Here is a 24,769-nt window from a genome sequence, read left to right on the forward strand (position 1 = left end):
CCCAATTGATAGGCCGATGCGGTTCTGGCCCGCCGGCCCGTTGGACCGGCAGGCAGGATCAAACCCGCTCAGGCGGACTCGATAATCTCGAACGTTCCGACGCTCATGCGACCGAGCGCGCCGAGGCGAAGGCCGGCCATGCCATAGGCAAACTGGTCATCGCTCGCCTCGATCAACGGCTTGCCGTCGATGGCAAAGGACAGCGCATCGCCCTTTACCGAAAACGCGAAACCGTAGCTCTTGCCGAGCTCACGCTTGAACGGGGCGCGCGCGAGAACGGTGGTGCCGAAATCCTCCTTGAGGATGACGACGTCGTCGCCGTCGAAGCCTGCGGCATAGAACCGGCTGGTGCCCTGCACGCGGGCCGTCACCAGTTGCGACGGCCCGGTAAGCGGCTTGATATCCGCCAGGACCTCGACGTCGCGGGCGTAGTAATGGCCCGTCCACATATCGGCATCGCTGGCCGTATGGGCGTGAATGCGGCCGTCCTGCAGCGTCCAGTGACCACGGTTCCAGGTAAAGCGCGAGATCGCACCCCACTCCTGCACTTCGGTCTTGGGGTCGATGACAGTCTTGCCAGCACCCTCGATCTTGAAATCGGCGAGGAACAGGCGGCCGAGGAATTTCAGACGACCGAAGTACTCGACCTGAATGCCGATCTCGTCGATCGCTTCGGCGCCTTCCGGCACGGTGAATGCGTAGTCCTGCCAGCCTTCGTGGTTGGGAACGTGCCACGCACCGGTCTCTTCGATCGCGCCTGACATCGCGCGGCGGATATAGGGCGCGACGCGCAGGTTGCCGTCACCGTTCCACGGATCGAGCCATAGCTTGAACGACACCTTCTGGCCGGCATCGACCAGCGGCGAGAACATCGGACGATAACGCTCGTCGTCGAAATCGGACCGGCGATAGAACGGCTTCCAGAAGATACGTCCACCCTGGCCGCGCTCGAGCCGGTCAAGCTGGATCTCGAGCGAGCCGCGCGAGCCTTCGGCCTGCCTTTCGGCCGAGCCCTTGAGGCTGATCTGGTTGGAGCCCTCGGTGCGGAAACCATGGGTCGAGCCCGGCAGATCGAAGTCGAAGCGGACGCCACGGCGGGTAAAGTCCTCGAACCAAAGGGCCGGCACATCGTCTTCGCGCAGTTGCAGCGCCAGCACGGTCAGTTCCCGGGCAAAAGACGGAATATCGACGATGTTGATCGAGCCGACGACGCCCGAGGCGACGATGAAGTCGTTGATTGGCTTGCGGTACTTGTGCCAGTTCGGCTGAAGCCCCTGGAACGTGCCTACGATGGCACCAGCATTGCCGGCGTTGCAGTCGGTATCCCAGCCGGCCATGGTCGCGATCTCGGCGGTGCGCGGCAGATCGCCTTCGCCATAAAGGATCGCCATGACGGTGACACCGGCGTTCGGGATGATGTGGCAGACGCCGGGATAGCGGTCATAGCCCCATTCGGCCGTCAGCATGTCACGGCAGGCGCGCCAGTTGCCGGGGCTGGCCTTGTGGAAGTCGATCACGGCCTGCGCAACGCGGGCATAGGTCGATTTTGCGTCAATGGTCGCCATGGCAGCGTCGATCACCTCGGCGATCGACGTCGCCTCGAATGCCTTGGCGATTGCGGCAGCGCAGAAGCGGGCGCCATTCAGGCCGTCGCCGTCATGGGCGACGCTTGCCGCACGGGCCGAAGCGTCAGCCGCCTTCTGCGGCTCGCCCGGATGCACCCAGCCCCAGCTGTCGATGAAGATCTGGCCGCCGATCTGTTCGGCAACGGTTGCGCCGTTCTGGGCGATCGATCCGGACTGCGGCGCGGGGATGCCGGCGCGCAGGTTGCGGTAGGCGGTGTGTTCGGTCGAGACGCCGAAACCGCCCCACCAGTACATGCCATGCTCTTCGGCGGCATAGTTCACCCAGGTCTTGCCGACATCGGCCGCACTGGCCTTGAGGCCATAGTCGCGCAGAGCACGGATGAAGTAGACCGGGCCGTTGGTGTCGTCATCGGCGGCAAAATTCTTGAAATCGCGCAGGTACTGGGTAACTTCGCCATAGGTCTTCTGGACGCGCTCATAGCTCCAGATCGTCGGTTCGACCGGCGCACCAAGGCGAACGCCAATGGCCTTGCCGATGAAACCGGCATAGATCTTCTCGTAAATCGTCTCTTTGCTGAGCTTGGGCATCATGCGTCTTTCGTTATCAATCAGAATGTGAGGGCAGCGCGGAAGCTGGTCCGCCGGTCGGCTACCGCCTGGTCGGCGGCCTGGATGATGGTCGCCGTTTCGGAGAACCGATCGGCGGAGGCGGTGAGGTCCAGCTTGTTGACATCGTCGAGCAGGGCGTGGTCGGCGGCATCGATGACGCCTTCGCCATGCATCGCGCCAAGAATCGCGCCGGCCATGACGCCGATCGAGTCGGTATCGCGGCCGGAATTGATGCCATCCTCGATCGACCGGCGGAAATCGCCGTCGTTGAACAGGCAGAATCCAAGTGCCAAAGGCAGTTCCTCGATCGAGCCGAGGCGGCTTGGCTGATAGGCGGCAGTCAGCCGCCCTGCCTTGGCGGGCGTGTGGTTGACGTCGTCGCCCATGGGAGAATAGGGCGCGATGGCCGCATGAAACGCGGCAACGACGGTCTGATAGTCCGCACCCTGCGCCTTGAGCTTGCGGGCAACTTCGGCGATGTCAGCAATGGCGTTGCGCGTGCCGTCCTTGGCCAGTGCCAGAACCGCTTCGATCACGCCTTCGATATCCGTTCCCGGGATGAAGGCCGCGGCGACTGCGGCGGCAAACGCGCCGGCAGCTTCAAGCCCGAAGCTTTCCTGGTGGCCGGAGGCGAATGCGATCGCCTCGTCATAGGCGGCCTTCGGATCGCAGGCATTGACGACGCCGATCGGCGCCACATACATCGCCGCGCCGCAATTGACCATGTTGCCGATGCCACCTTGGCGCGGATCGCACGAGGTAAGCTGGTGGCGCTGGAATATCCACTTCTCGGGATAGAACAGCCGCTCGATCAGCATCGCTTCGCGCTGCAGTTCCGGCACGTAGCGCGGCACCCAGGCGATCTGCTTGACCATGCCGTCGGCCATGTCCCAGGCATCGAGATGCCTGCGGACCTCGCCATAGATATCCATCAGGCAGAGCGTCATCAGCGTGTCGTCGGTGACGATGCCGTTGCCGCGCACCCGGCCGTTGCGGGCCGTGGCATCCAGCGACATCTTGTGCCACTCGGTGTTAAGCGACGTCACCCGCCCATACCTGGCCGCGATCTCCGCGGCCGGCAGCTTTTCGACCGGCGCCCCCATGGCGTCGCCGAGCGCGACGCCATGGATGAGCGCGCGGACCCTCCCCTTCAGGGAGAGCCCTTGAACGCTACTTTTCTGCATCTAGAACTGTCCTTGCATACTCGTTGAGACGTTTTCCCCCTGCCGCTTCCCACTCCGCGACATACTGGTCCCACTGATCCATCTTGGCGGCGCCGGAGATGAACTTGTAGACCCAGGACCGATAGACGTTTTCGGTCGCGTCGAGATCGGCCGCGTAGTCCGCCGGCCACACGAAGGTGTTGTCCGGCTTGAAGTCCTTCTGGATCGTCGCCAGCGACTGCTGCGCCGCTTCGGACTGCCAAACGACGGGTGGGGTCCAGTTGGCCGCAACCATGAAACGGGCGTACCATGTCGCGATCTTGTCGGTGACTTTGTAGCTGTCGCCGTCCTTGGTGTATTCCTGACCCTCGAAGCCGAGGCGATCGAACATCTGGCCTTCGGGGCTCGCCATGAAGTCGAGCAGCTTCATCACTTCGGCCTTGTGCTCGGAGATGGCGGAAATCGCCAGCCCGCGCGATTCCTTGGAGACGTCGACCGCTGCAAGGCCCTGCCCGCCCGGTCCCTTCGGTGGCGCCAGAAGCACCAGTTCGGTACCCGGATGGACCTGGCGCATCTTGCCGCCATAGATGTCGATGACTTCGCCGGAGGAGCCGAAGATCACGCCCGCCCGGCCGGTGTAGAACTTGTCTTCCTTCACGTCGAACTTGGTGGTGATGTATTCGGGATCGTAGAGGCCCTGCTCGCGCAGCGAGGCGTAGAAGGCGATCTTATCCTTCTCTTGGGAGGTGATGCGCGACTGCACCCACTCACCGCCTGCGTTCTTCATCCAGGTTCCGGTGATGCCGAAGGCCTGGTTGAAGATCGAATCGAGCTCGTTGGTGTTGTCGGCCGTGGTCACGCCGTAGCTGTCGGCGACGCCATTGCCGTCGAGATCACCGTCCTTGATGGCCTTGAACAAAGTCACATAGTCTTCGACGGTTTCGGGCGCCTTGAGGCCGGTCTTTTCCAGCCAGTCCTTGCGGATCACCGGCTGGGGTCCGCGTACCGGATAGACGTAGAGCAGGTAGGGATAGTTCTTGAGGCGCTCGACATTGTGCGGCCACAGCGCGTCCTTCAGGTACTTGGTGTCGGCCAACATCGGGCCGAGGTCTTCAAGCACGCCCTGCTCGACCATCTTGGCGTCGCCACCCTGAAAATAGATCAGGTCGGGGATATCGCCCGAAAGCAGCATGACCGACAGCTTGTCGGCATAGCCGGAAGACGGCAGGTCGACGAGTTCGATGTCGAGATCGGTGCCCTGCGCCCGGAGCGCTTCCTCAATACGCTGCAGGTGCTTGACGTCGTCTGGGTTGGATGGGGTGAAGTCCTTGGACACAACCCGGATCTTGACCGGTTCGGCCATTGTCGGGGCGGCAGCACCAAGGCTGAGCGCCAGGGCTGTCGATGCCAGCAGGACCATTTTTCTAAGCATTTCGTCTCCTCCGTTTAGATAGGCTTCTTTGTCGTGTCTCGTGTCGTCGTCACCCCTTGAGCGCGCCGCTCATGGTTCCCTTGGTGAAGAATTTCAGGATCAGCGGGTAGATCGCCAGGATCGGCACGATGGTCAGAAGGATCATGCCGGCCTTGAGCGACCTCAGATCGATCTGGCTCGCGCCGGTATTGTTGCTGGCGTTGTTGGCGCCGACGATCGCGACCTTGTCACCGTCGATGACAAACTGGCGCAGCACCACCTGCAACGGCCACTTGCCCTGATCGTTCAGATAGATCATCGCGCGGAAGAACTCGTTCCAGTGAAAGACGAGATAAAACAGCGAGATGGTCGCGAGCGCCGGCTTGGCGAGCGGAAGGACCAGATGCCAGAACACCTGGAAAGGGTTGGCGCCATCGAGTTCGGCGGCTTCCAGCAGCTCCTTTGGGATTTCCTCGAAGAAGCGGATGAGGATGATCAGGTACCAGGCGTTGACCGCCTTGAAGAGGATCACCGACCAGTAGCTGTCGAGAAGGCCGAGGCGCTTGTTGACGAAGTAGTCCGGAATGATGCCGGGCTCGAACACGATGGTGACGAGAACGAGGATGAACAGCGCCTTGCGGCCAGGCAGGCCGGGCCGCGAAAGGCCCCAGGCCATCAGCGCGGTACCGACGACGCCGATCACGGTACTGACGGCGGTGATGAAGATCGAGTTGAAGATGCCGCGCTGCACATTGGGGTGCTGCAGGAGAACGCTCCAGACCTCGAAGGAGAAGCCCCTGGGTATGATGGTCAGCCCGCTCATGCCCGGCACCTTTGCCGGCTCGGACAGCGAGACGGCGAGCAGGTTGAGGATCGGCTGGACCGTGACGACGACGAGCAACAGCAGCGTCGAAACGATGATCGCATATTCGATGCGTTCGATCGGGGTCTTGCGTGACAGGGCCATTACCAGACTCCCTTCCCGGTCAGGCGTTTGGAAACGAAGTGGGCAATCACGATCATCATCGTGCCGAGCACGGCCTTGAACAGGCCGGCGGCCGTTGCCAGCGAGTATTCGCCGGTCTGCAAACCGATGCGGTAGACATAGGTGTCGACGATATCGATCTTGCTGCGCACTACGTCGTTGGAGAGGTTGATCACCTGGTTGAGGTCGGCGTTGAGGAACATGCCGGCGTTGAGGATGAACAGCGTCGCGATCGTCGGCACGATGCCCGGCAGGGTGACATGCCTGATCTTCTGCCAGCGGTTGGCGCCGTCGATCTCGGCTGCGTCATAGAGCTGCTGGTCGATGGCGATGATGGCGGCGAGATAGAGCAGGCTGTCCCAACCGGCCGAACGCCAGATTTCCGTGAAGACGAGTACCCAGCGGATAGCGCCGGTATCGGTCATGAACGATCGGGGCGCCATGCCGGCCATGCCCATGAGATTGTTGACGGCACCGTCGGTCGGCGACAGCGCCGCAATGAAGATGCCGGCGATCACCACCCAGGACAGGAAATGCGGCAGGTAGATCGCCGACTGGATGAACTTGCGCAGCGACCCGCCGCGAACCTCGTTCAGTAGCAGCGCGACGATGATCGGCACCGGCAGGAAGAACACCATCTTCATCGCCGAGATGATCAGCGTGTTGGCCAGCACCTGCCAGAACACCGGCGAGGAGAACAGCACTTGGAAATGCTTGATGCCCACCCAGATGTTGGGCGGCACGATCCGGACCTGTTCGAAGGCGATGCGCGCCTCCCAGATCGGCAGGTAATGGAAGACGAGGAAGAACAGGATGCCCGGCGCCATCATGACGTAATAGGGCCACCAGCGCCGCCAGCCGTCGGCGGCGAGCGCAACGCGTCCCGTCCTGCGGCGTGCGCTTGATTTGGGAACGTTCCCAAACTTGGGCGAGCTCACCGCCTCTTCACGATTGGTCATTCCTACCCCCTCCCGGAGCTTGCTGCGCGTCTGGGCTGGTCAAGCGACAGATCGGCCAACGAGCCGCGCTCGATCAGCCGGCATGGCATGAACACCCGGCCATGCTCGGGACGGCCGGCGATTTCATCGAACAGGCAGTCGACGGCGCGCACGCCGATCTCACGCCCGGGCTTGGCAACCGTCGTCAGTCCCGGCCAGGAAAATGCGCCTGCGGGAATGCCGTCGAAACCGAGGATCGAGACATCCTCCGGGCAGCGAAGCCCGGCTTCGCGGACTGCGACCATGGCGCCAAGCGCCATCAGATCGTTGGCGGCGAAGACCGCGAGGTGGCCGACCCGGTCGCGTTGCAGCAGCCGCATCATCGCCGTGCGCCCGCCTTCGACGGTATATTCACCGTCTTCCATTGGAAGTGCTGTCGGGTCGATGTCGCGGTCGACGCAATGTTCGTGGAAAGTCCGCAGAAACCGGGCCCGCGCGATACGCGACTTCGGCCCCAGGATCAGCGCCGGCGCATGATGCCCCTTGGAAACCAGATGGTCCATGCCGAGCCGTACCGCCTGGGCGATATCGGAACCGACACTGGAGGTCGCCGGAAAACGCTCGGCACTCGAGCCGATCAGCACGAAGGGCAGTCCGAACCTGTCGAGATCGTCGAAATTGTCGGCCACCGGATTGATAATCGCGCCATCGACCCGTGCCTGCCGCAGGGCCCGGAGGTGGCTGGCTTCGCGGCTGTGATCCCAATCGGAAGAAAACACCAGCAGCGAGGCCCCGTTTTCGACCGCGCGATCCTGCGCACCGCGCGCCACCTCGGCCCAGAACGGGTTGGTAATGTCAGGGATGACGAGACCAAGCAAACCGGTGCGGCCGGACCGCATGCCGACGGCGAGATCGTTGCGCTCATAGCCGACGGCACGGGCCGCATCGAGAACCCGCTCGCGCGCCTCGTCCGTGACATTGGACGCGCCGGAGAGTGCCCGGCCGGCGGTGCTCTTGGACACCCCTGCCTTGCGCGCGACGTCAATGATCGTCGGCCGCCTCCGCTGCATCAAACACGCCCTCCCATGGCATGAACTCGTGGGAACGTTACCACGGAGATTTCGGGTCCGCAAGTCCACCCCTTCGGATGCGGCTTTGCCAGCGGTCGAACACAGAAAAAGAAAAAGGCCACCGTTCAGGACGGCGGCCTCAAAATGAGAGGTGTATAACCTCCAGAGGGAACATCGCTATCGCAGCCGGGAGGATGGCTGCACGTCAAGCGACCCTGATAATGTGACAGCTCGGGCGCCGGTTCTCAATCAATGCAAAACCAGAACGGAAGCCAGAGCGGGATCGCTCTTCCAATAATCGCACGGCGGCCGCGATTTTGTTCCATCTCGTGAGGCTCCCGTCTCACCTTCAGATCCGAGCACGGCCAAACCAGCGTCCACCGTATTTCCGTTCAATTCGGCCGCTGCGCCGCAGTCAGCAACCTTGCTGGGCTGAGACCGGACGGGGGCGGCTGGCACCATTGGGCGGAAGGGCATGGGGAAAGTGCGGCGGTTCCGCACATCCGGCGCATCGCCTTGACATACGCGCCGTCGCAATTACGATAGTGGCATGCTGATCGTGACTTCATATGCCCTTCGAGAACCCGCGCGCCTGAAAACGGGATCGTAACCCGGCCGCGGCTTTTGTCGTACGCGACCGGGGTATGTCACTCCATCCCAGCTATCTCTCTTTTGGCTGAGACGATGAAATCGATCGCCGGCTCGTGCCGCCTTGTGCGGACTTCCTGATAGCGAGCAGGCCCTTAGTTCTCGACAGCGTATATGAAAAACATCCCGCAAATTGACAGCTGGCACTCGGGCCTGTTCACCGAGCTCGAAATCGTCACCGCATTCGGCGAAAGTCGGGCAGCGCTCGGCGAACTTTTCGATTGCGACATGCTGAGGGGCGCGCGACGCCCGGCCGACGCAGGCGATCCGGAGTGCTTCGACCTGTCGGCAACGGCGCGTGTCAGCCTTGCCATCCTCCACGCCCTCTGGCGCGCCGCTGGTCTGCCGCTTTGCGTAGCCGAGCAAGCGCTTTCGAACTGGCCGCAAATCGCGGTCTCGGTCGCACGTATTGTCGACTTCGAGCGCGAAGCTTGGGAGGACAGATGCGCAAGCCGCGAACCGGCATCCGCCGCAGATCCCTTCCAGTTCTTCGGGCCGTTTGCCGAAGAGCCTCTGCCCGTCGGCAGGATCGACGAATATATCGACGTGATCGACGGACGATATCTGCTGTGGCGCAAACCGAAGGACGATCCGCACAGGATCGGGACGGCGATCCACGCCAGCCAGGAACGCCTTCTTCTCGACCCGCAGGATGCGGCCGCTCAAGCCGACTTTCTTGAGGCCGCGGCCTTTCTCCGGCGACCCGCCGAGCACGAGCTGATCTGGTTGGGCTCGACGGGAGACGAAGTGTTCCAACCGACGTCGGCGCCAAGCGGTTCTCACGCTCCCGAGCGCTTGCCCACCTCCATCCTGTTGGGCGACGCAGGCAGGGCGGCGACATTGGCCACGAATTACCGCTCGAAGCGCTCGGTCAATATCTCGCTTGCCGCCCGCGCCATGAAACGACGGGCACTCGGGTTGCACATCAGATAGCCCTAGTCCTTTCACCGACACCGCGAGCTTTTGAAGACACAAGGCACATCATGATCCAGACCCCCTATTACTTGATCGACAAGGCGAAGCTGCTTCGAAACATGGAGAAGATCGCTTACGTGCGCGACAAATCGGGGGCCAAGGCGCTCCTCGCGCTCAAGTGTTTCGCCACCTGGTCGGTCTTCGATCTGATGCGCGAATACATGGATGGCACGACCTCTTCGTCGCTCTATGAGGTGCGGCTCGGGCGCGAGAAATTCGGCGGCGAAACCCATGCCTACAGCGTCGCCTATGGCGACAACGAAATCGAAGAGGTGATCGGCCATGCCGACAAGATCATCTTCAACTCGATCGGCCAGCTGGACCGTTTCGCGGACAAGGCATCCGGCATCGCCCGCGGCCTGCGCCTCAATCCGGGAATGAGCTCATCCAGTTTCGACCTTGCCGATCCCGCCCGCCCCTTCAGCCGGCTCGGCGAATGGGATGCGGCCAAGGTCGAGGCCGTCATGGACCGCATCAGCGGCTTCATGATCCACAACAACTGCGAGAACAAGGACTTCGGCCTGTTCGACCGGATGCTGTCGGAGATCGAGGAAAAGTTCGGCGCGCTACTTTCCCGCGCCGAGTGGATCAGCCTAGGCGGCGGTATTCACTTCACCGGCGACGACTATCCGGTCGATGCCTTCTGCGAGCGCCTGAAGGCCTTTTCCGGCTGCCATGGCGTCCAGGTCTATCTCGAGCCGGGCGAAGCGTCGATCACCCGGAGCACGACGCTCGAGACCACCGTTCTCGACACGCTCAACAACGGCAAGGATCTGGCCATCGTCGACAGCTCGATCGAGGCGCATATGCTGGACCTCTTGATCTACCGCGAAAGCGCAAAGGTCGAGCCCAGTGCTGGCCCACACAGCGTCATGATCTGCGGCAAATCCTGCCTTGCCGGCGATATCTTCGGCGAGTTCCGCTTTCCCGAGCCATTGAAGGTCGGCGACCGCGTCTCGTTCCAGGATGCGGCCGGCTACACCATGGTCAAGAAGAACTGGTTCAACGGCGTCGGCATGCCATCGATCGCCATCCGAGACCTTGACGGCAGCGTCAGGCTTGTCCGCGAATTCACCTTCGCCGACTACGAACAGAGCCTTTCCTAAAGCATCCCGCCTTTAAGTGGAATCACTTAAGGCGGATAAGATGCTTTAGAATCAAAGGGCTATAGCGCCCTTAGCGCGTTTGTCTGAACGCACGGCGCTCTAGGCTCGTCATATCCCCAAGGGAAAAGGAGACATCCCCCGAAATGAAAAAGAACGTTCTCATCATCGGCGCCGGTGGCGTGGCTCAGGTCGTGGCGCACAAATGCGCACAGAACTGCGATGTACTGGGAGACATCCATATCGCATCCAGAACGGTCGAAAAGTGCCGCGCGATCGTCGATTCCGTGCGCGAGAAAAAGAGCCTGAAAACCGAAGTGACGCTCGAGGCGCATGCGCTCGACGCCATGGATGTCGAGGCGACAAAGGCGCTGATCGAAAAGACCAGGGCCGGCATCGTCATCAATGTCGGCTCCGCCTTCGTCAACATGTCGGTGCTGCGTGCCTGCATGGATACCGGTGCTGCCTACATGGACACCGCGATCCATGAAGACCCGAAGAAGATCTGCGAGACGCCGCCGTGGTACGGAAACTACGAATGGAAGCGCGCGCAGGAATGCAAGGAAAGGGGCGTCACCGCCATCCTCGGCGTCGGCTTCGACCCGGGCGTGGTCAACGCCTATGCGCGCCTCGCCAAGGATGAGTATTTCGACAAGGTTACCGCCGTCGATATCGTCGACATCAATGCCGGCAGCCACGGCAAATATTTCGCCACCAACTTCGATCCGGAAATCAACTTCCGCGAATTCACCGGCGTCGTCTATTCCTGGCAGAACGGCCAGTGGCAGACCAATTCGATGTTCGAGGTCGGCAAGGAATACGATCTGCCGGTGGTCGGCAAATGCAAGGCCTACATGACCGGCCATGACGAGGTTCATTCGCTGGCAAAGCATATGGACGGCGCCGACGTCCGCTTCTGGATGGGCTTTGGCGATCACTACATCAACGTCTTTACCGTCCTGAAGAACCTCGGCCTGCTGTCGGAACAGCCGGTAAAGACGGCCGAAGGCCTCGAGGTCGTGCCGTTGAAGGTGGTCAAGGCGGTGCTGCCGGATCCGTCGTCGCTGGCTCCGAACTATCAGGGCAAGACCTGCATTGGCGATTTCGTCAAGGGCCTCAAGGACGGGCAGGAACGCGAAGTCTTCATCTACAACGTCGCCGACCACAAGGACGCTTTCGAAGAAGTCGGATCGCAGGGCATCTCCTACACCGCCGGCGTACCGCCGGTCGCCGCCGCCATGCTGATCGCCTCGGGCGAGTGGGACGTGAAGCAGATGGTCAACGTTGAAGAACTGCCGCCGCGCCCGTTCCTCGACATCCTCAACCGGATTGGACTTCCGACCCGCATCAAGGATGCGGACGGCGACCGCGCATTGACGTTCTCCTGAAACAATAAGTCGAACCATCTCCGGTCGGTCGTCATTTAGGGCGGCAGGCTGGCATATGGACGAAGCCCAGTCATCGCCAGGTGATTGGGCTTCCAACGTTTCTACAGATTTCTCGGCGCGGCACGTCGATGAATCGACCCGGCGAGCGAAACGCTTCGTTAACGCGATTCACTTAGCTGCCCGTACCCCGGCGTCTCGCCGGCCAACCACGTATGAGTTCCAACTGACATGCCCCCATTGACTGCCCCGGTTCACAGTTTTCATCAAAAGATTGCATCGTTTTGCGAGCTCCGGCTTGCCCGCGCCCTTCCCAAGCACGACTACGACAACCTCCGTCACTACATGCTTGATTTCGTTAACCGGCGGGCAATGCCGCCTCAGACCGGCAACAAGCTCGACTGGAAGGAAATCGGCCTCGCCTGCGATCTCGACGACGACAGCCTGCGGATCACCAAGCGCCTGGCCAAGCACGGCTTCGAGGCCATCATTCGCTGGCTGAAGGGGCCGAGCGCCAGCAAGCCCGACAGAAAGGCGCCGGCCGCCCAGGGCTGGGTCAAGGCGCCTGCGGCACCGGCGCGCAGGATCGGCTTGGAGCAACGGCGTTTCGCCACCACGCGGTAATTTCCGCCCATGGCGTCCCCGAAATCGCTTTTGATTCAGGCCGGGACGCTGCAGACTTCAGCGCTGTGGCTTTTTGAACCGTTACATAACGGCAGCGGGCAGGGCCTCCACGATCAGTCTCGCCCGCCGCACTCAGCATGCCGAAAGCTCGATCTTCCGCCAGGTCTTTTGGACCGATGGGTCGGTCTCGATCGCTACCGAATGCCGCTCGCGGAAGGCGGCAGCAAGGGTTTGCAGGGCCTTGCGGGATCGCGCGTCGGTCAGGGTCGAATGCAGAACGATCTCCGAGGACGGAAGCGGCGGCAGGCCAAACTGTTTGCTGACTTCGATCGTGTCGGAGGGCGCAAGGCGACAGGAGAATGGGCCGACGGCGAGCCCCGCCGAGACTGCAGCGTTGACAGCGGTCGACACGCCGACGAACACCTCCACCCAGGGAACGCCGGCCGCGTCGAGCGCGCGCGTGGCGATGTCGCGCACGCCGCAGAGCGGCGCCAGCGCTGCCAGTCGCAGCGGCTCACCCGGCCCGCGCTTGAAGCCGGGTGAGGCGAACCAGCCGAAATGTTCCGGCCCAAGCGTCTCGCCATCGCGCCGGTCTTCGTCACGCCGGATGATGACGGCATCGAGCTCTCCGCGGTCGAACGCGCCAAGCAGGTTTCGCGATGTCTCGAGCCTGACCTCGATGCACAGGCCGGGGTCATGGGCATAGAGCCGCGCCAGCAATGTCGGCACTTCCGGGCCGGCGACGTGGGCAGCAATGCCGAGGCCGAAGCGGCGACGTGTCGACGACAGCCCTGCCAGCGCGCGCTCATGGGCGGCGAGGAATTCGCGCGCGCCCTCGATGAAGACAGCGCCCTGCGCCGAAAGGCGAACCTGCCTTGGTGTACGCTCCAGCAGCCTGACGCCGAGCCGATCTTCGAGCCGTTTCAGCTTGACGCTGATTGCCCCTTGCGTGCTGCCGAGGAACTCCGCAGCGCGGGTAAAGCTTTGAAAATCGGCGATCGCGACGAAGGCCTGCACCGCATCCACATCCAGCGTCGTCATTGCAACCATCCGATTTTGTTATCTCTGAAATACCTAACCATCCAATTCAGTTGTGATCAAGGCCAGACTATGGTGCCCCGGTCCCCAAGCGATTTCAATTCGGGCGGAGCGTGTGGAAAGGCCGGAACCGGTTTTCCGCGATGCCCGCCAAAGCATCGAAAGACCGTGAGCATGAACCAACCCATAACCCGCCGCAGTGCGCTGGCACTGGCAGCCGTCTGCCTCTCCTCGCTGATGTTCGGCCTGGAGATTTCCAGTATTCCAGCAATCCTGCCGACGCTGGAGCAGGTGCTCGGCGCAGATTTCAAGCAGCTGCAATGGATCATGAACGCCTACACCATCGCCGTCACGGCGGTTCTGATGGGAGCAGGCACATTGGCCGATCGCTACGGCCGCAAGCGCATCTTCGTCGCCGGCATCATCGCCTTCGGCATCGCCTCGCTGATCTGCGGGCTGACCGACAACATATCAGTATTGATCGTCGCCCGCTTCCTCCAGGGTATGGCCGGCGGCGTGATGCTCATCTGCCAGATCGCCGTCCTATCGCAGCAGTTCCAGTCCGGCCGCCAGCGCGGGATCGCGTTTAGCTGGTGGGGCATCATCTTCGGGATCGGCCTCGGTTTTGGTCCGATCGTCGGCGGCGCGACGGTCGCGCTCTTGAGCTGGGAATGGGTGTTTCTCGTCCACGTCCTGCTTTCAGGCGTGACGGTGGCGCTTGCGCTCGCAGGCGTCAAGGAATCGCGCGATCCTGGCGCCGAGAGCCTCGACGTCGCCGGCATCGTGACGTTGTCGGCCGCGGTCTTCTGCATCGCCTATTTCATTACCCAAGGCCCCGAACTCGGTTTTGCCAGCCCGACCGCACTGTCAATCCTCGGCATTGCCATCGTCAGCCTGATCGGCTTCGTGATTGCCGAAAAAGTCAGCGCCCGGCCGATGTTCGACTTTTCGGTGTTCCGCATCCGCAGCTTCTCAGGTGCGCTGTTCGGTTCGGTGGGCATGAACATCAGCTTCTGGCCGTTCATGATCTATCTGCCGATCTGGTTCCAGGCGGGCCTCGGCTATGACGGTGTGACCGCCAGCATCGCCTTGCTCGCCTACACGCTGCCCCCGCTTATCGTCCCGCCGTTTGCCGAACGGCTGATGCTTCGCTTTCGTCCAGGGATCGTCATCCCGGCCGGCCTGTTCACGATCGGTCTCGGCTTCCTCATGATGAAGATCGGCAGCAGCGTTGAGAATGCCAGCTGGCTAACGATGCTGCCGGGGTGCGTGCTGGCCGGCATTGGCCTCGGCTTCACCAATACCACGGTGACCAACGCCGCGACCGGCGCGGTCGCCGCGGAGCGCGCCGGCATGGCCTCGGGCATCGACACCAGCGCGCGGATGATCTCGCTGGCGATCAACATCGCGCTGATGGGGCTGATCCTGGTCGAAGGCGTGCTGTCTTCGCTGCAAAGCTCGCTTTTCGGGCGAGTGACCGACACCGAGCTGCGTACGCTCGCCGAGAAGATCTCGGCCGGCGGCATGCTGACTTCGGACTATGGCCTGTCGGAGACGGTCATCCATACGGCGCTCGGCGAGGGTTTCGGCTGGGTCATGCTCTATGGCGCCATCGGTGTCTGGCTGTCGGCCGCCGCAAGCCTGCTCGTCTTCGGTCTCCGCGCCAAGACGGAAGCGGTGCTTGCGTGTTCGACGGCGAAATCGTCGTAACACACGTAGCCGACTAGTCACCGAGGGCAAGGCAGCGCATCGGGCCAGATAGACTGGCCTGATGGACCATGGATGGCGGTCCGCGCCGTAATCCGACCTCTGCCTCGCCGACAAAACGCGTCGGCGCGGCGAAAAGTCCATTCACGGGCACGCCGGCGACGGTTATATCGTGACCATCGTTGACGCAGATATATTGGACACGTTGCTTATGACCGACACTGTTATCGATCGCTTCCTTCGTTACGTCGTTATCGACACTCAATCGGATGCCAAGTCGAAGACCACGCCCACCACCGAGAAACAGAAGACGCTCGGCCGACTGCTGGTCGAAGAGCTGCTGGCAATGGGCGTATCGGACGCGCATCTCGACGAACACGGCTATGTCTACGCAACAATTCCCTCAAACGTCGACAAGCCGGTTCCGGTCATCTGCTTCTGTTCTCATATGGACACGGCACCGGATTTCACCGGTACCAACGTCAAGCCGCAGATCGTTAGGAATTACCAGGGCGGCGACATCCGGCTAACGGGCGACCCGCAGCAGGTCATTCGCGTCAGCGAGCATCCTGTGCTGCTCGACCAGATCGGCAATGACATCATCACCACCGATGGCACGACGCTCCTGGGTGCCGACGACAAGGCCGGCGTTGCCGAAATCATGTCGGCAGCACAGTTCCTGATGGACAATCCCGACGTCAGGCACGGCACCATCCGCATCCTGTTCACCCCCGACGAAGAAGTCGGCCGCGGTGCCGACAAGGTCGACCTGAAGAAGCTCGGCGCCCAGTTCGGCTATACCATCGACGGCGAAACCGCCGGCCATATCGAAGACGAGACCTTCTCCGCCGACGGTGTCGAGATCGCCATTTCAGGCGTTGCCATCCATCCGGGCTTTGCCAAGGGCAAGATGGAGAATGCCATCAAGATCGCCGGCGCCATCATCGATCGCCTGCCAAAGGACATCGCCCCTGAAAGCGCGGAAGGCCGCGAAGGCTTCATTCACCCGACCGGCGTCACCGGCACGATGGAAAAGGCCAGCCTCAGCCTGATCGTCCGCGATTTCGAGGACGAGGGCCTGGCGACCAAGGAAGCCATGCTCGAAGGCATCGTCAAGGACGTGATCGCCGCCTATCCGGGGTCATCCTACACCTTCGAGGTCAAGCAGCAGTACCGCAACATGAAGGCCATTCTCGCCCGCAACCCCGAGATCGCCGACAATGCGCTCGAAGCGGTGCGACGTGCGGGCATGACGCCGGTGCGCGGCAGCATTCGCGGCGGTACCGACGGCTCGCGCCTGTCGTTCATGGGCCTGCCCTGCCCCAACATCTTCGCCGGCGGCCATGCCTTCCACTCGCCGCTGGAATGGGTGAGCCGCCAGGACATGGAACGGGCGGTCAAGACATTGGTCGAGCTGGCAAAGGTCTGGGAAGAGCGCGCCTGAGGCTGGTCATCCGAACGAGCGCAGCTTTTTTCGAGATAGGATCGTCGGAAGCAAAAAGAGCCGAAGCACGCGCAACGTGCTTCGGCTCTTGTCGTTTCGGAGAGTCGTCACGGCGACGCCGCGACACAGCGAAGTCAGCTGCGCAGACCCGGCGCTTCCTGGCCGGTGCGGGCGACATATTCGGTGTAACCGCCGCCATATTGATGCACGCCGTCCGGCGTCAGCTCCAAAACGCGGTTTGACAGCGCCGCCAGGAAATGGCGGTCGTGCGAGACGAACAGCATCGTGCCCTCGTACTGCGCCAACGCCTTGATCAGCATTTCCTTGGTGTCGAGATCGAGGTGGTTGGTGGGCTCGTCGAGCACCAGCAGGTTCGGCGGATCGAACAGCATCATCGCCATCACCAGCCGCGCCTTCTCGCCGCCCGAAAGCACCCGGCATCTCTTCTCGACGTCGTCGCCTGAAAAGCCGAAGCAACCGGCCAGCGCCCTGAGCGGACCTTGCCCTGCCTGCGGGAATGCATCTTCCAGCGACTGGAAGACCGTGCGCTCGCCATCGAGCAGATCCATCGCGTGCTGGGCGAAATAGCCCAACTTGACGCTGGCGCCGAGCGCCACACTGCCCTCGTCCGGATCGGTCGAGCCTGTCACCAGCTTCAAAAGCGTGGACTTGCCGGCCCCGTTGATGCCCATGATGCACCAGCGCTCGCGACGACGCACCATGAAGTCCAGACCCTCATAGATGCAGCGCTCGCCATATTTCTTGTGCACGTTCTTGAGGTTGACCACGTCTTCGCCTGAGCGCGGCGCCGGCCGGAACTCGAACGTCACGGTCTGACGGCGCTTGGGCGGTTCGACCCGGTCGATCTTTTCGAGCTTCTTGACCCGGCTCTGCACCTGGGCTGCATGCGAGGCGCGCGCCTTGAAGCGCTCGATAAACTTGATCTCCTTGGCGAGCATCGCCTGCTGACGCTCGAACTGCGCCAGCTGGTGCTTTTCGTTCTGCGCCCGCTGCTGCTCGTAGAAGGCATAGTCGCCGGAATAGCTGTTGAGCGAGCCGCCATCGATCTCGATCACCTTGGTGATGATCCGGTTCATGAACTCGCGATCGTGCGAGGTCATCAGCAGCGCCCCTTCGTAGCCCTTGAGGAAGGCCTCAAGCCAGATCAGGCTTTCCAGATCCAGGTGGTTGCTCGGTTCGTCGAGCAGCATCACGTCAGGGCGCATGAGCAGAATGCGGGCGAGCGCGACGCGCATCTTCCAACCGCCAGAAAGCGCGCCGACGTCGCCGTCCATCATCTCCTGGGAGAAGCTGAGGCCCGCCAGCACTTCGCGTGCACGGCCTTCCAGCGCGTAGCCGTCGAGTTCTTCATAGCGTGCCTGCACCTCGCCGTAGCGCTCGATGATCGCATCCATCTCGTCGAGACGGTCGGGGTCGACCATGGCGGCTTCAAGCGCGTGCAGCTCGGCGGCAACCGTGCTCACCGGCCCGGCACCGTTCATCACCTCGGCAACAGCGCTGCCCCCCGACATCTCACCGACATCCTGGTTGAAGTAGCCGATCGTCACGCCCTTATCGACGGCGACCTGGCCTTCGTCCGGCATCTCTTCTCCGGTGATCATCCGGAAGAGCGACGTCTTGCCCGCACCATTGGGGCCGACGAGGCCGACCTTCTCGCCCTTGTTGAGGGCTGCGGATGCCTCGATGAAGAGGATCCGGTGGCTGAGCTGCTTGCTGATATTCTCGATACGAATCATATTTTAGGGGCCCGAAACGTTGCGGCGCCCTTATGTCACGGGTGACAGTCGCGCCGCAAACGTTGATTCGTGACGTCTGCCCACCCAAAAACGCACGGGAAACGGGGCATCAAACGGCTTTGACACCCCGTTCAGCCACAGGATTACTGGTCGGAGTAAAAGCCGTAGAGAACCGGCATCAGCCCGACCAGCGCCTCGAAGCGTTTGAAATTCTTGCGCTCCGGGCGGGTCCAGCCGGTTTCGGCCAGCGCCGACAGCCGCGGGAACACCAGGCGGTCGAACACACCGCGGTCGGTCATCGGCTCTGACCAGATGCAGCATTGCAGCCCGCGCAGATGTTTCTTCTGGGCGTCGGTCCAGCCTTCGATCGGGTCGAACAGGTAGAGTTTTTCCGGGTCCGACCAGCCGGCCCAGCTGCCGCCGGGCTCTGACCAGGCCGGGCTGTTGGCCATGTCGAGATAGTAGACCTGTCCCGGGCAAACGACGATGTCGTAGCCTTCGCCGGCAAGCTCGGCATTGGCTTCGACCGTTCGCCAGCCGAAGAGCAGCGACTTCTGCTTGTCGATGACGTTGCCATGGGCCGCCTCCTGCCAGCCGCCGGTAACGCAGCCACGGCTTGCAAGGAACCCCTGGACGCGCGCCAGGAACTCCGCCTGCAGCACGGCGGCACCCGATCCGTCGATCTCGTCGGCCCCGTGGGTGTTGGTGACGACATTGAGCCGCTTGGCGTGGGTCGTCGCCACCTCTTCGCCAGCCACCGCCCGCAACCGCTCAAGTGCCTCTGGCGAGCCCGACCAGGCGCCGAGCGGCACCTCATCGGCACCGACATGGATGATCTTCGACGGGAAGAGTTCGATCAGTTCGTCGAAGACGACTTCGAGCACACGATAGGTTTCTTCGCGCGCCGGGTTGAGGCAATTGTCCGGGAAGTCCTGCACGGAATAATAGCTGCCGGCTTCGTTGGGATCGCGCAGCTCCGGAATGGCCTGCAGCATCGCGAAGGAGTGTCCGGGCACGTCGATCTCCGGCATCACCTCGATCCCCAAGGTTTCCGCCAATGCAACGATCTCGCGAACGGCTGCCTTGGTGTAGTAACCGCCCGTCACCTGCGGGCCGGAGCCGAGCAACGGCGGGATCTTGCGGCCATGGCCGCGCCAGGCACCGACCTCGGTCAGCGCCGGATAGGCGTCGATCTCGATCCGCCAGGCCTCGTCGTCCGAGAGGTGCCAGTGGAAGCGGTTGAGCTTGTTCCAGGCCATCAGCCGCAGGAACCGCGAGACCTCGGCGGTGCTGTAGAACTGGCGGGCAACGTCGAGATGCGTGCCGCGCCAGCCGAGCGCCGGCTCGTCCCGAATCTCGCCGCCTGCCGGAAACAGGAATGTGCCGGGATGAAGCTTAGCACCCCGCAGGATCTGCCCGAGCGTGATCAGGCCATAGAGGAGACCGGTGCGCGTGCCGCCGGTCACAGCGACGCCAGCTAGCGAGAAGCGGATGACATAGGCTTCCTCCGCAAGGTCGCCCGAAAGCGATAGCGCGGCCGGAAGGCCGCCTTCCGCTACCGGCCGAACAAGTCCTTCGACCGGAAACAGGCTCCCCGTCAGCTCGGCAAATGCGCGTGCTGCGGCTTCGGCTTCTGCCCCTTCCGGCGCAAGGTCGAGCCCTGATGGCGGCGTCAGGCGGCCGGAGACGGATACGTCCTGCGGCCAGGGCACGACCGAAACGGCAACCGGTGCTACCTTTGGCACGGGATAGATGACCGCGCCACGTTTCAGCTCGGCGTTGTCGCCGTGGGCGCGCGACGGCACGACCGAGATCGGCGCGGTGCTGCCGTCGGCAAGGACGAGATAGGCGGAGTTGGCTCCGTCGGTCCAGTGCTGCGGCTCGAAGCTCATACCGTGCGCCTTCACGATCCACACGCTTCCCGGCTGAAGCACCAGGTCAGCCGGCGGCGCGAACTCGGAATAGTTGGAAAGCCGGCTCAACAACTCTCCGCCTTCGACGGCGGCGGCAGGGTCGATGCGTGCAGGTCCCGAAACGCAAAGTCGAAAATCCCGAAGCGGGCGATCGGAGGCGTTCGTCAGTGTCAGCGAATAAACCGCTGGGGTGTCCGTCTTTGCCGGCGTCCAGAGCGTTTCCAGACGGAATACCGGTTTCGTAGCGATCGTCATCATCATCTCCAGAAGGGTTAGTCGTCGATCTTGAGCATGCCGGCATAAATGCCGGGCGCGGAATTCGGGATTGGCATGGCGCCGACGGTCCGCTCGTAAAACGCCGACGGACCAACATCGCCGATGATGGCATAGGCGTAGCCCATCGTCTTCAAATCGAGCAAAGAAGCAAGCAGCAACGCGTGGCCTATTCCTTCGCCGCGTGCTGCTTCATCGACGCCGGTCGGGCCGAAGAACCCGCGCGCGATCGCCTCGTGACAGGCAAAGCCGATGAGCTTTCCATCACGCGTGGCGAGAAGGCAGGTTGGCGGCTGGCGGGTGAGCGCGACGGCGGTCTCGCCGGCCCAGCCCGATCCGAATTTTTCCCGGACCCACGCGATCACCAGCTCGAACTCGGGTGCCAGGGCACGCCTGATCGTCACCCCTGCCGCATCCATCCGCTGGTCGAGGTCGGGCTTTGGGCGAAGCAGAGACAGATTGACGAGATAATCCATGAGCAAACCTGTGATGTTGGAATTAGGCGACGCCGAGTGCGCGCACGAAGTGGTTGGGACCGACCTGTTCGACCACGCTCGAGACCGGCCGGCTGATGCGGCGAACCTCTTCGGCGTGACCGAGAAAGCGGGCGCTGGCGCCGGGCACGAACGGGCGATCCGGGTCGGGCACGGCGGAGAGCAGCAGCTGCGTATAGGGGTGGCGCGCATCACCGATCACGGCTTCCGTCGCGCCCCACTCGACCATCTGGCCCGCAAACATGACGACGACGTCTTCGGCAATATGCGCGGCGGTGGCGATATCGTGGGTGATGTAGAGCATGGCGAGATCGCGATCGCGCTTGATGCCGGCCAAGAGTTCGAGGATGTCGAGGCGGATCGAGACGTCGAGCATCGATGTCGGCTCGTCGGCAACCAGAACGTCGGGCCGAACCGCAAGCGCCCGGGCGATGTTGACGCGCTGGCGCTGTCCGCCGGAAAGCGCGTGCGGAAACTTGTGTGCGGTCAAGCCGGGATCGAGGCCGACATCGCTCAAGAGCGTGTCGACCGCTTCGCGCAATTGCGCCCTGCCCCTGGCATGCCCGTGAAGGGCGAGCGGTCTTGCCAGATGATGATAGACCGTGAACACCGGGTTGAGTGAGGCGAATGGGTCCTGAAACACCATCTGCACCGCGCGGCGATAGGCCTTCTCTGCAGCCGCACTACCGGTGGCGGTGATATCGCGGCCACGAAATTGCATCGACCCCGCCGTCGGGGCGTCCATGCGCGCAATGATGCGGGCGCATGTCGTCTTGCCGCAGCCGGATTCGCCAACCAGCGCCAGCGCCCGCCCCGGTCTCAACGCCAGCGAGATACCGCGCAGCGCCTCGACGTGACCAAAGCTGCGGGTGATCGCATCGAGCTGGACGATGGCGTCCGTCGGCACGGGCGCAAGAGGGGAAGCAACGGGCATGACGTTCATTCTACGGCCCCCACTCTCTTGACGGAAGCAGGCAGCTGCGGAATGGCGCCCCAGAGCTTGCGGGTATAGTCGTGAGCCGGCGCACGGCTGATCTGACGGACGTCGCCGACCTCGACCAGTTCGCCTTTCAGCATCACACCGATGCGATGGCAGAGCTGCGCCATCAGATGCAGGTCGTGGGTGATGAACAGGACAGAGAAGCCATGGGTGCTCTGAAGATCAACGACCTGCTCCAGGATTTCGCGCTGCACCACCACATCGAGCGCCGTCGTCGGCTCGTCCATGATGATCAACTGGGGCCGGAGCGCAAGGCAGATGGCAATGACGATGCGCTGTCGCATGCCGCCGCTGAACTGGTGCGGATAGTCATCGAGCCGGCTGGCCGGGATGCCGACCAGGCGAAACATCTCCTCGGCCCGCGCCCGTGATTGTGCCCGGGTCGCGCCGGTGTGCCGGTGCAGCACGTCATGGAACTGCGCCTCGACCCGCATCAGCGGGTTGAGCGAGTTCATCGCGCTTTGGAACACCATGCCGATGCGCCGCCAGCGTACGTCCTGCAAGGCCGTCTCCGGCATCTGCAGCAGGTTGCGGCCCTCGAGCAGGATTTCGCCGCCGGCCACCCAGGCCGGCGGTTTCGACAGGCGGGTGATCGCGTAGGCAATCGTGCTCTTGCCGCAACCGGACTCGCCGGCAAGTCCGAACAGCTCACCGCGGTTGATGTCGAAGGAAACGTTCCTGACCGCACGAAAGGCGCCGTCGTCGAGCAGGTAATCGACATCGAGATTGCGGACCTGCAGCAGCGGCTCGCTCATCGTCCCACCTCCAGCGCGCGGTTACGCCGCCTGTTGAGCCGCAGCCAACGGCTGAGCGCAGGGCCGGAACGAAGCTGCGGATTGGCAATCTCGTCGAAAGTGAAATTGAGAAGCGCGAGGCCGAGCCCGACCAGCGCGATGCCGGCCGCCGGCGCACCGATATCCCACCAGGCGCCGATGATGATCGCCGACGAGTTCTGGGCGTTGTAGAGCATCGTGCCCCAGGTGACGCGCAGCGGATCGCCGAAGCCGAGATATTCGAGCGTCGTCTGGGCGACGATGGCGTAGATGATGCTGCCGACGACGTTGATGCCGATCAACGGCACGAGGTTGGGCAGGATCTCGACAAAGATCACCCGCCAGTGCGGCTCGCCGACCATGCGGGCGGCAACGACGAATTCGCGGTTGCGCAGCGCCAAAGTCTGCGAGCGGGTCATGCGGGCGCCCCAAGGCCAGGAGGTGAGCGCGATGATCGCCATGATCGCCAGCGGCCCGACCGTGCCGGCGAAGGACGCGAGCAGGATCAGCAGCGGTATGTTGGGAATGACCAGCACGGCGTTGGTCGCGAGATCGAGCGTGGCATCGGTGCGCCCGCCGAAATAGCCGGCCACCAGCCCGACGATCGTGCCGAGTGCTGTGATCGCAAGGCCGGTCGCAAAACCGACGGCGAGCGACGGACGTGCACCCCAGACGAATTGGGAATAGACGTCGCGCCCCATCTTGGTGGTGCCGAAGACATGCTCGACCGTTGGCGGCTGATGCGAGCGCCCGACCCGTTCGCCGGGATCGCCGGGGGCGATCAGCGGCGCCAGAAGCGCCATCAGGCAAAGCGCGACGATGATGGCGAGACCGGCAACGGCCTTCTTCTGCCGCCATAACAATGTAAGACCCGAGGTCATGCGCGCCCCTCCCGGATACGCGGGTCGACGACGCCGTAGAGAATGTCGACAAGCAGGTTTGCCCCGAGCGTGGCCATCGTCATTAACAGCAGCTGCCCCTGGATGACGGGATAGTCGCGCGCGACGCTGGCGGTATAGAGCGTGAGGCCGAGGCCGGGATAATTGAAGACGATTTCGGTCACGATCGATCCGCCGAACACGGCGCCGAGCATCAGCGCGAGGTTGGTCAGCACCGGCAGCATGGCATTGCGGGCGGCATAGCCGAACATGACAGCGGATTCGGACAGCCCCTTGGCGCGACCCATGGTGACATAATCCTCGCCGAGCACGGAGATCATGCTGGAGCGCATGGTCGTCTGGAACTCGCCGATCAGGTAGGGAGAGAGCGTCAGCACCGGCATGATCGCATGCAGAAAGACACTGCCGAAGTAAGTGAAATTGAACCCCGGATCGAGGCTCGGATCGTAGGCATAGCCGACCGGCAGCAGGCGAAGGGTGACGCCGAAGATGAACAGCGTCGCCAGCGCGATGATCACGGGCGGCACAGCGATCATCACCACCGAGAACGGCGAGACGAAGCTGTCGAACCGGCCGCCGCGACGCCAGGCTGCCAAGGCTCCAAGCGAGACCCCGATCGACAGCGAAAAGACGATTGCGGTTACCACCAGGAACGCCGTCCAGCCGGCCGACCGCCCGAGAACCTCGAGCACCGTTTGCGGGTAGTACTTCACCGATACGCCGAGATCGAAATGCGCCAGCCCGACTATGTAGTCGACGAACTGTTGCCACATCGGCTGTTCGATGGCGCCGAACCGCGCCTTGATCGCCTCGATCGCCGCGGGCGTTGCCCGCGGTCCGAGCTGGGCGATCATGCTGTCGACGGGGCTACCCGGCATCAACCGGGGAACCGCAAAGTTCATCACGATCGCAAACAGGAACGCGACGCAGTAGACGGCAAGCCGTCGGCGAGGAAGTCGCATCAGTCAGCCCTT

At 62.8% G+C, this 24,769-nt stretch carries 20 protein-coding genes; 6 read left to right on the forward strand and 14 right to left on the reverse strand.

Annotated elements, in window-relative coordinates; translation table 11 throughout:
* Nucleotides 1-68: 68 nt before the first annotated feature.
* The 6 genes from J3R84_RS19995 to J3R84_RS20020 form a co-directional block, all read right to left on the reverse strand.
* The gene (locus J3R84_RS19995) at nt 69-2,177 is read right to left on the reverse strand and encodes an ADP-ribosylglycohydrolase family protein (protein WP_225906382.1); all 2,109 of its coding nucleotides are present in this window, start codon (nt 2,175-2,177) and stop codon (nt 69-71) included.
* Between the two features lie 17 nt (nt 2,178-2,194).
* Nucleotides 2,195-3,379, reverse strand: coding sequence for an ADP-ribosylglycohydrolase family protein (locus J3R84_RS20000; RefSeq protein ID WP_057205892.1), 1,185 nt, complete (start codon nt 3,377-3,379; stop codon nt 2,195-2,197).
* On the reverse strand, nt 3,366-4,790 hold the full coding sequence (locus J3R84_RS20005) for an extracellular solute-binding protein (RefSeq protein ID WP_225906381.1): 1,425 nt from the start codon (nt 4,788-4,790) through the stop codon (nt 3,366-3,368). Before J3R84_RS20005 ends, J3R84_RS20000 begins: the two co-directional genes overlap by 14 nt.
* A gap of 49 nt (nt 4,791-4,839) precedes the next feature.
* Nucleotides 4,840-5,736, reverse strand: a complete 897-nt coding sequence (locus tag J3R84_RS20010; RefSeq protein ID WP_053247821.1) for a carbohydrate ABC transporter permease — start codon at nt 5,734-5,736, stop codon at nt 4,840-4,842.
* Nucleotides 5,736-6,584 (reverse strand): ABC transporter permease, encoded by an 849-nt coding sequence (locus J3R84_RS20015; RefSeq protein ID WP_167590848.1) that lies wholly within the window; start codon nt 6,582-6,584, stop codon nt 5,736-5,738. The genes J3R84_RS20010 and J3R84_RS20015 overlap by 1 nt, the downstream gene beginning before the upstream one ends.
* Before the next feature lie 131 nt (nt 6,585-6,715).
* A complete protein-coding gene (locus tag J3R84_RS20020; protein ID WP_025429688.1) occupies nt 6,716-7,762 on the reverse strand; it encodes a LacI family DNA-binding transcriptional regulator in 1,047 nt (348 codons plus the stop codon).
* 762 nt (nt 7,763-8,524) lie between these two features.
* On the opposite strand from J3R84_RS20020, the gene J3R84_RS20025 reads away from it, so the two are divergent.
* From J3R84_RS20025 to J3R84_RS20040, 4 genes are all read left to right on the forward strand, one after another.
* Nucleotides 8,525-9,343 (forward strand): hypothetical protein, encoded by an 819-nt coding sequence (locus J3R84_RS20025; RefSeq protein WP_057212703.1) that lies wholly within the window; start codon nt 8,525-8,527, stop codon nt 9,341-9,343.
* A gap of 50 nt (nt 9,344-9,393) precedes the next feature.
* Nucleotides 9,394-10,491, forward strand: coding sequence for a carboxynorspermidine decarboxylase (locus J3R84_RS20030; RefSeq protein ID WP_203528676.1), 1,098 nt, complete (start codon nt 9,394-9,396; stop codon nt 10,489-10,491).
* Between the two features lie 143 nt (nt 10,492-10,634).
* Entirely contained in the window at nt 10,635-11,876 is a 1,242-nt protein-coding gene (locus tag J3R84_RS20035) for a saccharopine dehydrogenase family protein (RefSeq protein ID WP_025429685.1), read from the forward strand.
* Nucleotides 11,877-12,104: 228 nt separating this feature from the next.
* Nucleotides 12,105-12,497: a hypothetical protein gene (locus tag J3R84_RS20040; RefSeq protein ID WP_203528674.1), complete on the forward strand. Its 393-nt coding sequence runs from the start codon at nt 12,105-12,107 to the stop codon at nt 12,495-12,497.
* Between the two features lie 132 nt (nt 12,498-12,629).
* On the opposite strand, the gene J3R84_RS20045 is transcribed toward J3R84_RS20040, so the two are convergent.
* Nucleotides 12,630-13,538 carry a LysR family transcriptional regulator gene (locus tag J3R84_RS20045; RefSeq protein ID WP_203528672.1) on the reverse strand — a complete coding sequence of 303 codons (909 nt, stop codon included), beginning with the start codon at nt 13,536-13,538 and terminating at the stop codon, nt 12,630-12,632.
* A gap of 171 nt (nt 13,539-13,709) precedes the next feature.
* Here J3R84_RS20045 and J3R84_RS20050 point away from each other — a divergent pair, with 171 nt between their 5' ends.
* A complete protein-coding gene (locus J3R84_RS20050) occupies nt 13,710-15,245 on the forward strand; it encodes an MFS transporter (protein ID WP_051509261.1) in 1,536 nt (511 codons plus the stop codon).
* 208 nt (nt 15,246-15,453) lie between these two features.
* Complete coding sequence (gene pepT, locus J3R84_RS20055) at nt 15,454-16,686, forward strand: peptidase T (protein WP_203528670.1); 1,233 nt, start codon at nt 15,454-15,456, stop codon at nt 16,684-16,686.
* Between the two features lie 134 nt (nt 16,687-16,820).
* On the opposite strand, the gene J3R84_RS20060 is transcribed toward pepT, so the two are convergent.
* The 7 genes from J3R84_RS20060 to J3R84_RS20090 all read right to left on the reverse strand — a co-directional run bounded on the left by J3R84_RS20060 (nt 16,821) and on the right by J3R84_RS20090 (nt 24,757).
* The gene (locus J3R84_RS20060) at nt 16,821-18,443 is read right to left on the reverse strand and encodes an ABC-F family ATP-binding cassette domain-containing protein (RefSeq protein ID WP_025429680.1); all 1,623 of its coding nucleotides are present in this window, start codon (nt 18,441-18,443) and stop codon (nt 16,821-16,823) included.
* Between the two features lie 143 nt (nt 18,444-18,586).
* Nucleotides 18,587-20,617 (reverse strand): beta-N-acetylhexosaminidase, encoded by a 2,031-nt coding sequence (locus J3R84_RS20065; protein ID WP_373688543.1) that lies wholly within the window; start codon nt 20,615-20,617, stop codon nt 18,587-18,589.
* An 11-nt stretch (nt 20,618-20,628) separates the two neighbouring features.
* Nucleotides 20,629-21,105, reverse strand: a complete 477-nt coding sequence (locus J3R84_RS20070; protein ID WP_025429678.1) for a GNAT family N-acetyltransferase — start codon at nt 21,103-21,105, stop codon at nt 20,629-20,631.
* Nucleotides 21,106-21,127: 22 nt separating this feature from the next.
* A complete protein-coding gene (locus J3R84_RS20075) occupies nt 21,128-22,057 on the reverse strand; it encodes an ABC transporter ATP-binding protein (RefSeq protein WP_025429677.1) in 930 nt (309 codons plus the stop codon).
* 5 nt (nt 22,058-22,062) lie between these two features.
* Nucleotides 22,063-22,878, reverse strand: coding sequence for an ABC transporter ATP-binding protein (locus J3R84_RS20080; RefSeq protein ID WP_025429676.1), 816 nt, complete (start codon nt 22,876-22,878; stop codon nt 22,063-22,065).
* Nucleotides 22,875-23,777 (reverse strand): ABC transporter permease, encoded by a 903-nt coding sequence (locus tag J3R84_RS20085; protein WP_025429675.1) that lies wholly within the window; start codon nt 23,775-23,777, stop codon nt 22,875-22,877. Before J3R84_RS20085 ends, J3R84_RS20080 begins: the two co-directional genes overlap by 4 nt.
* Nucleotides 23,774-24,757, reverse strand: a complete 984-nt coding sequence (locus J3R84_RS20090; protein WP_025429674.1) for an ABC transporter permease — start codon at nt 24,755-24,757, stop codon at nt 23,774-23,776. Before J3R84_RS20090 ends, J3R84_RS20085 begins: the two co-directional genes overlap by 4 nt.
* Nucleotides 24,758-24,769 lie beyond the last annotated feature (12 nt).

It is taken from the genome of Ensifer canadensis (assembly GCF_017488845.2).
In the GTDB taxonomy this organism is placed as follows: domain Bacteria; phylum Pseudomonadota; class Alphaproteobacteria; order Rhizobiales; family Rhizobiaceae; genus Ensifer; species Ensifer canadensis.

Coding starts and splice junctions, on each gene's coding strand:
- J3R84_RS20010 (WP_053247821.1), bottom strand. CDS start 5,736: ATGGCCCTGTCACGCAAGACCCCGATCGAACGCATCGAATATGCGATC.
- J3R84_RS20050 (WP_051509261.1), top strand. CDS start 13,710: ATGAACCAACCCATAACCCGCCGCAGTGCGCTGGCACTGGCAGCCGTC.
- J3R84_RS20020 (WP_025429688.1), bottom strand. CDS start 7,762: ATGCAGCGGAGGCGGCCGACGATCATTGACGTCGCGCGCAAGGCAGGG.
- J3R84_RS20025 (WP_057212703.1), top strand. CDS start 8,525: ATGAAAAACATCCCGCAAATTGACAGCTGGCACTCGGGCCTGTTCACC.
- J3R84_RS20035 (WP_025429685.1), top strand. CDS start 10,635: ATGAAAAAGAACGTTCTCATCATCGGCGCCGGTGGCGTGGCTCAGGTC.
- J3R84_RS20085 (WP_025429675.1), bottom strand. CDS start 23,777: ATGACCTCGGGTCTTACATTGTTATGGCGGCAGAAGAAGGCCGTTGCC.
- pepT (WP_203528670.1), top strand. CDS start 15,454: ATGACCGACACTGTTATCGATCGCTTCCTTCGTTACGTCGTTATCGAC.
- J3R84_RS20075 (WP_025429677.1), bottom strand. CDS start 22,057: ATGCCCGTTGCTTCCCCTCTTGCGCCCGTGCCGACGGACGCCATCGTC.
- J3R84_RS20065 (WP_373688543.1), bottom strand. CDS start 20,617: ATGATGATGACGATCGCTACGAAACCGGTATTCCGTCTGGAAACGCTC.
- J3R84_RS20005 (WP_225906381.1), bottom strand. CDS start 4,790: ATGCTTAGAAAAATGGTCCTGCTGGCATCGACAGCCCTGGCGCTCAGC.
- J3R84_RS20015 (WP_167590848.1), bottom strand. CDS start 6,584: ATGATGGCGCCGGGCATCCTGTTCTTCCTCGTCTTCCATTACCTGCCG.
- J3R84_RS20045 (WP_203528672.1), bottom strand. CDS start 13,538: ATGACGACGCTGGATGTGGATGCGGTGCAGGCCTTCGTCGCGATCGCC.
- J3R84_RS20060 (WP_025429680.1), bottom strand. CDS start 18,443: ATGATTCGTATCGAGAATATCAGCAAGCAGCTCAGCCACCGGATCCTC.
- J3R84_RS20090 (WP_025429674.1), bottom strand. CDS start 24,757: ATGCGACTTCCTCGCCGACGGCTTGCCGTCTACTGCGTCGCGTTCCTG.
- J3R84_RS20070 (WP_025429678.1), bottom strand. CDS start 21,105: ATGGATTATCTCGTCAATCTGTCTCTGCTTCGCCCAAAGCCCGACCTC.
- J3R84_RS20030 (WP_203528676.1), top strand. CDS start 9,394: ATGATCCAGACCCCCTATTACTTGATCGACAAGGCGAAGCTGCTTCGA.
- J3R84_RS20080 (WP_025429676.1), bottom strand. CDS start 22,878: ATGAGCGAGCCGCTGCTGCAGGTCCGCAATCTCGATGTCGATTACCTG.
- J3R84_RS19995 (WP_225906382.1), bottom strand. CDS start 2,177: ATGATGCCCAAGCTCAGCAAAGAGACGATTTACGAGAAGATCTATGCC.
- J3R84_RS20040 (WP_203528674.1), top strand. CDS start 12,105: ATGCCCCCATTGACTGCCCCGGTTCACAGTTTTCATCAAAAGATTGCA.
- J3R84_RS20000 (WP_057205892.1), bottom strand. CDS start 3,379: ATGCAGAAAAGTAGCGTTCAAGGGCTCTCCCTGAAGGGGAGGGTCCGC.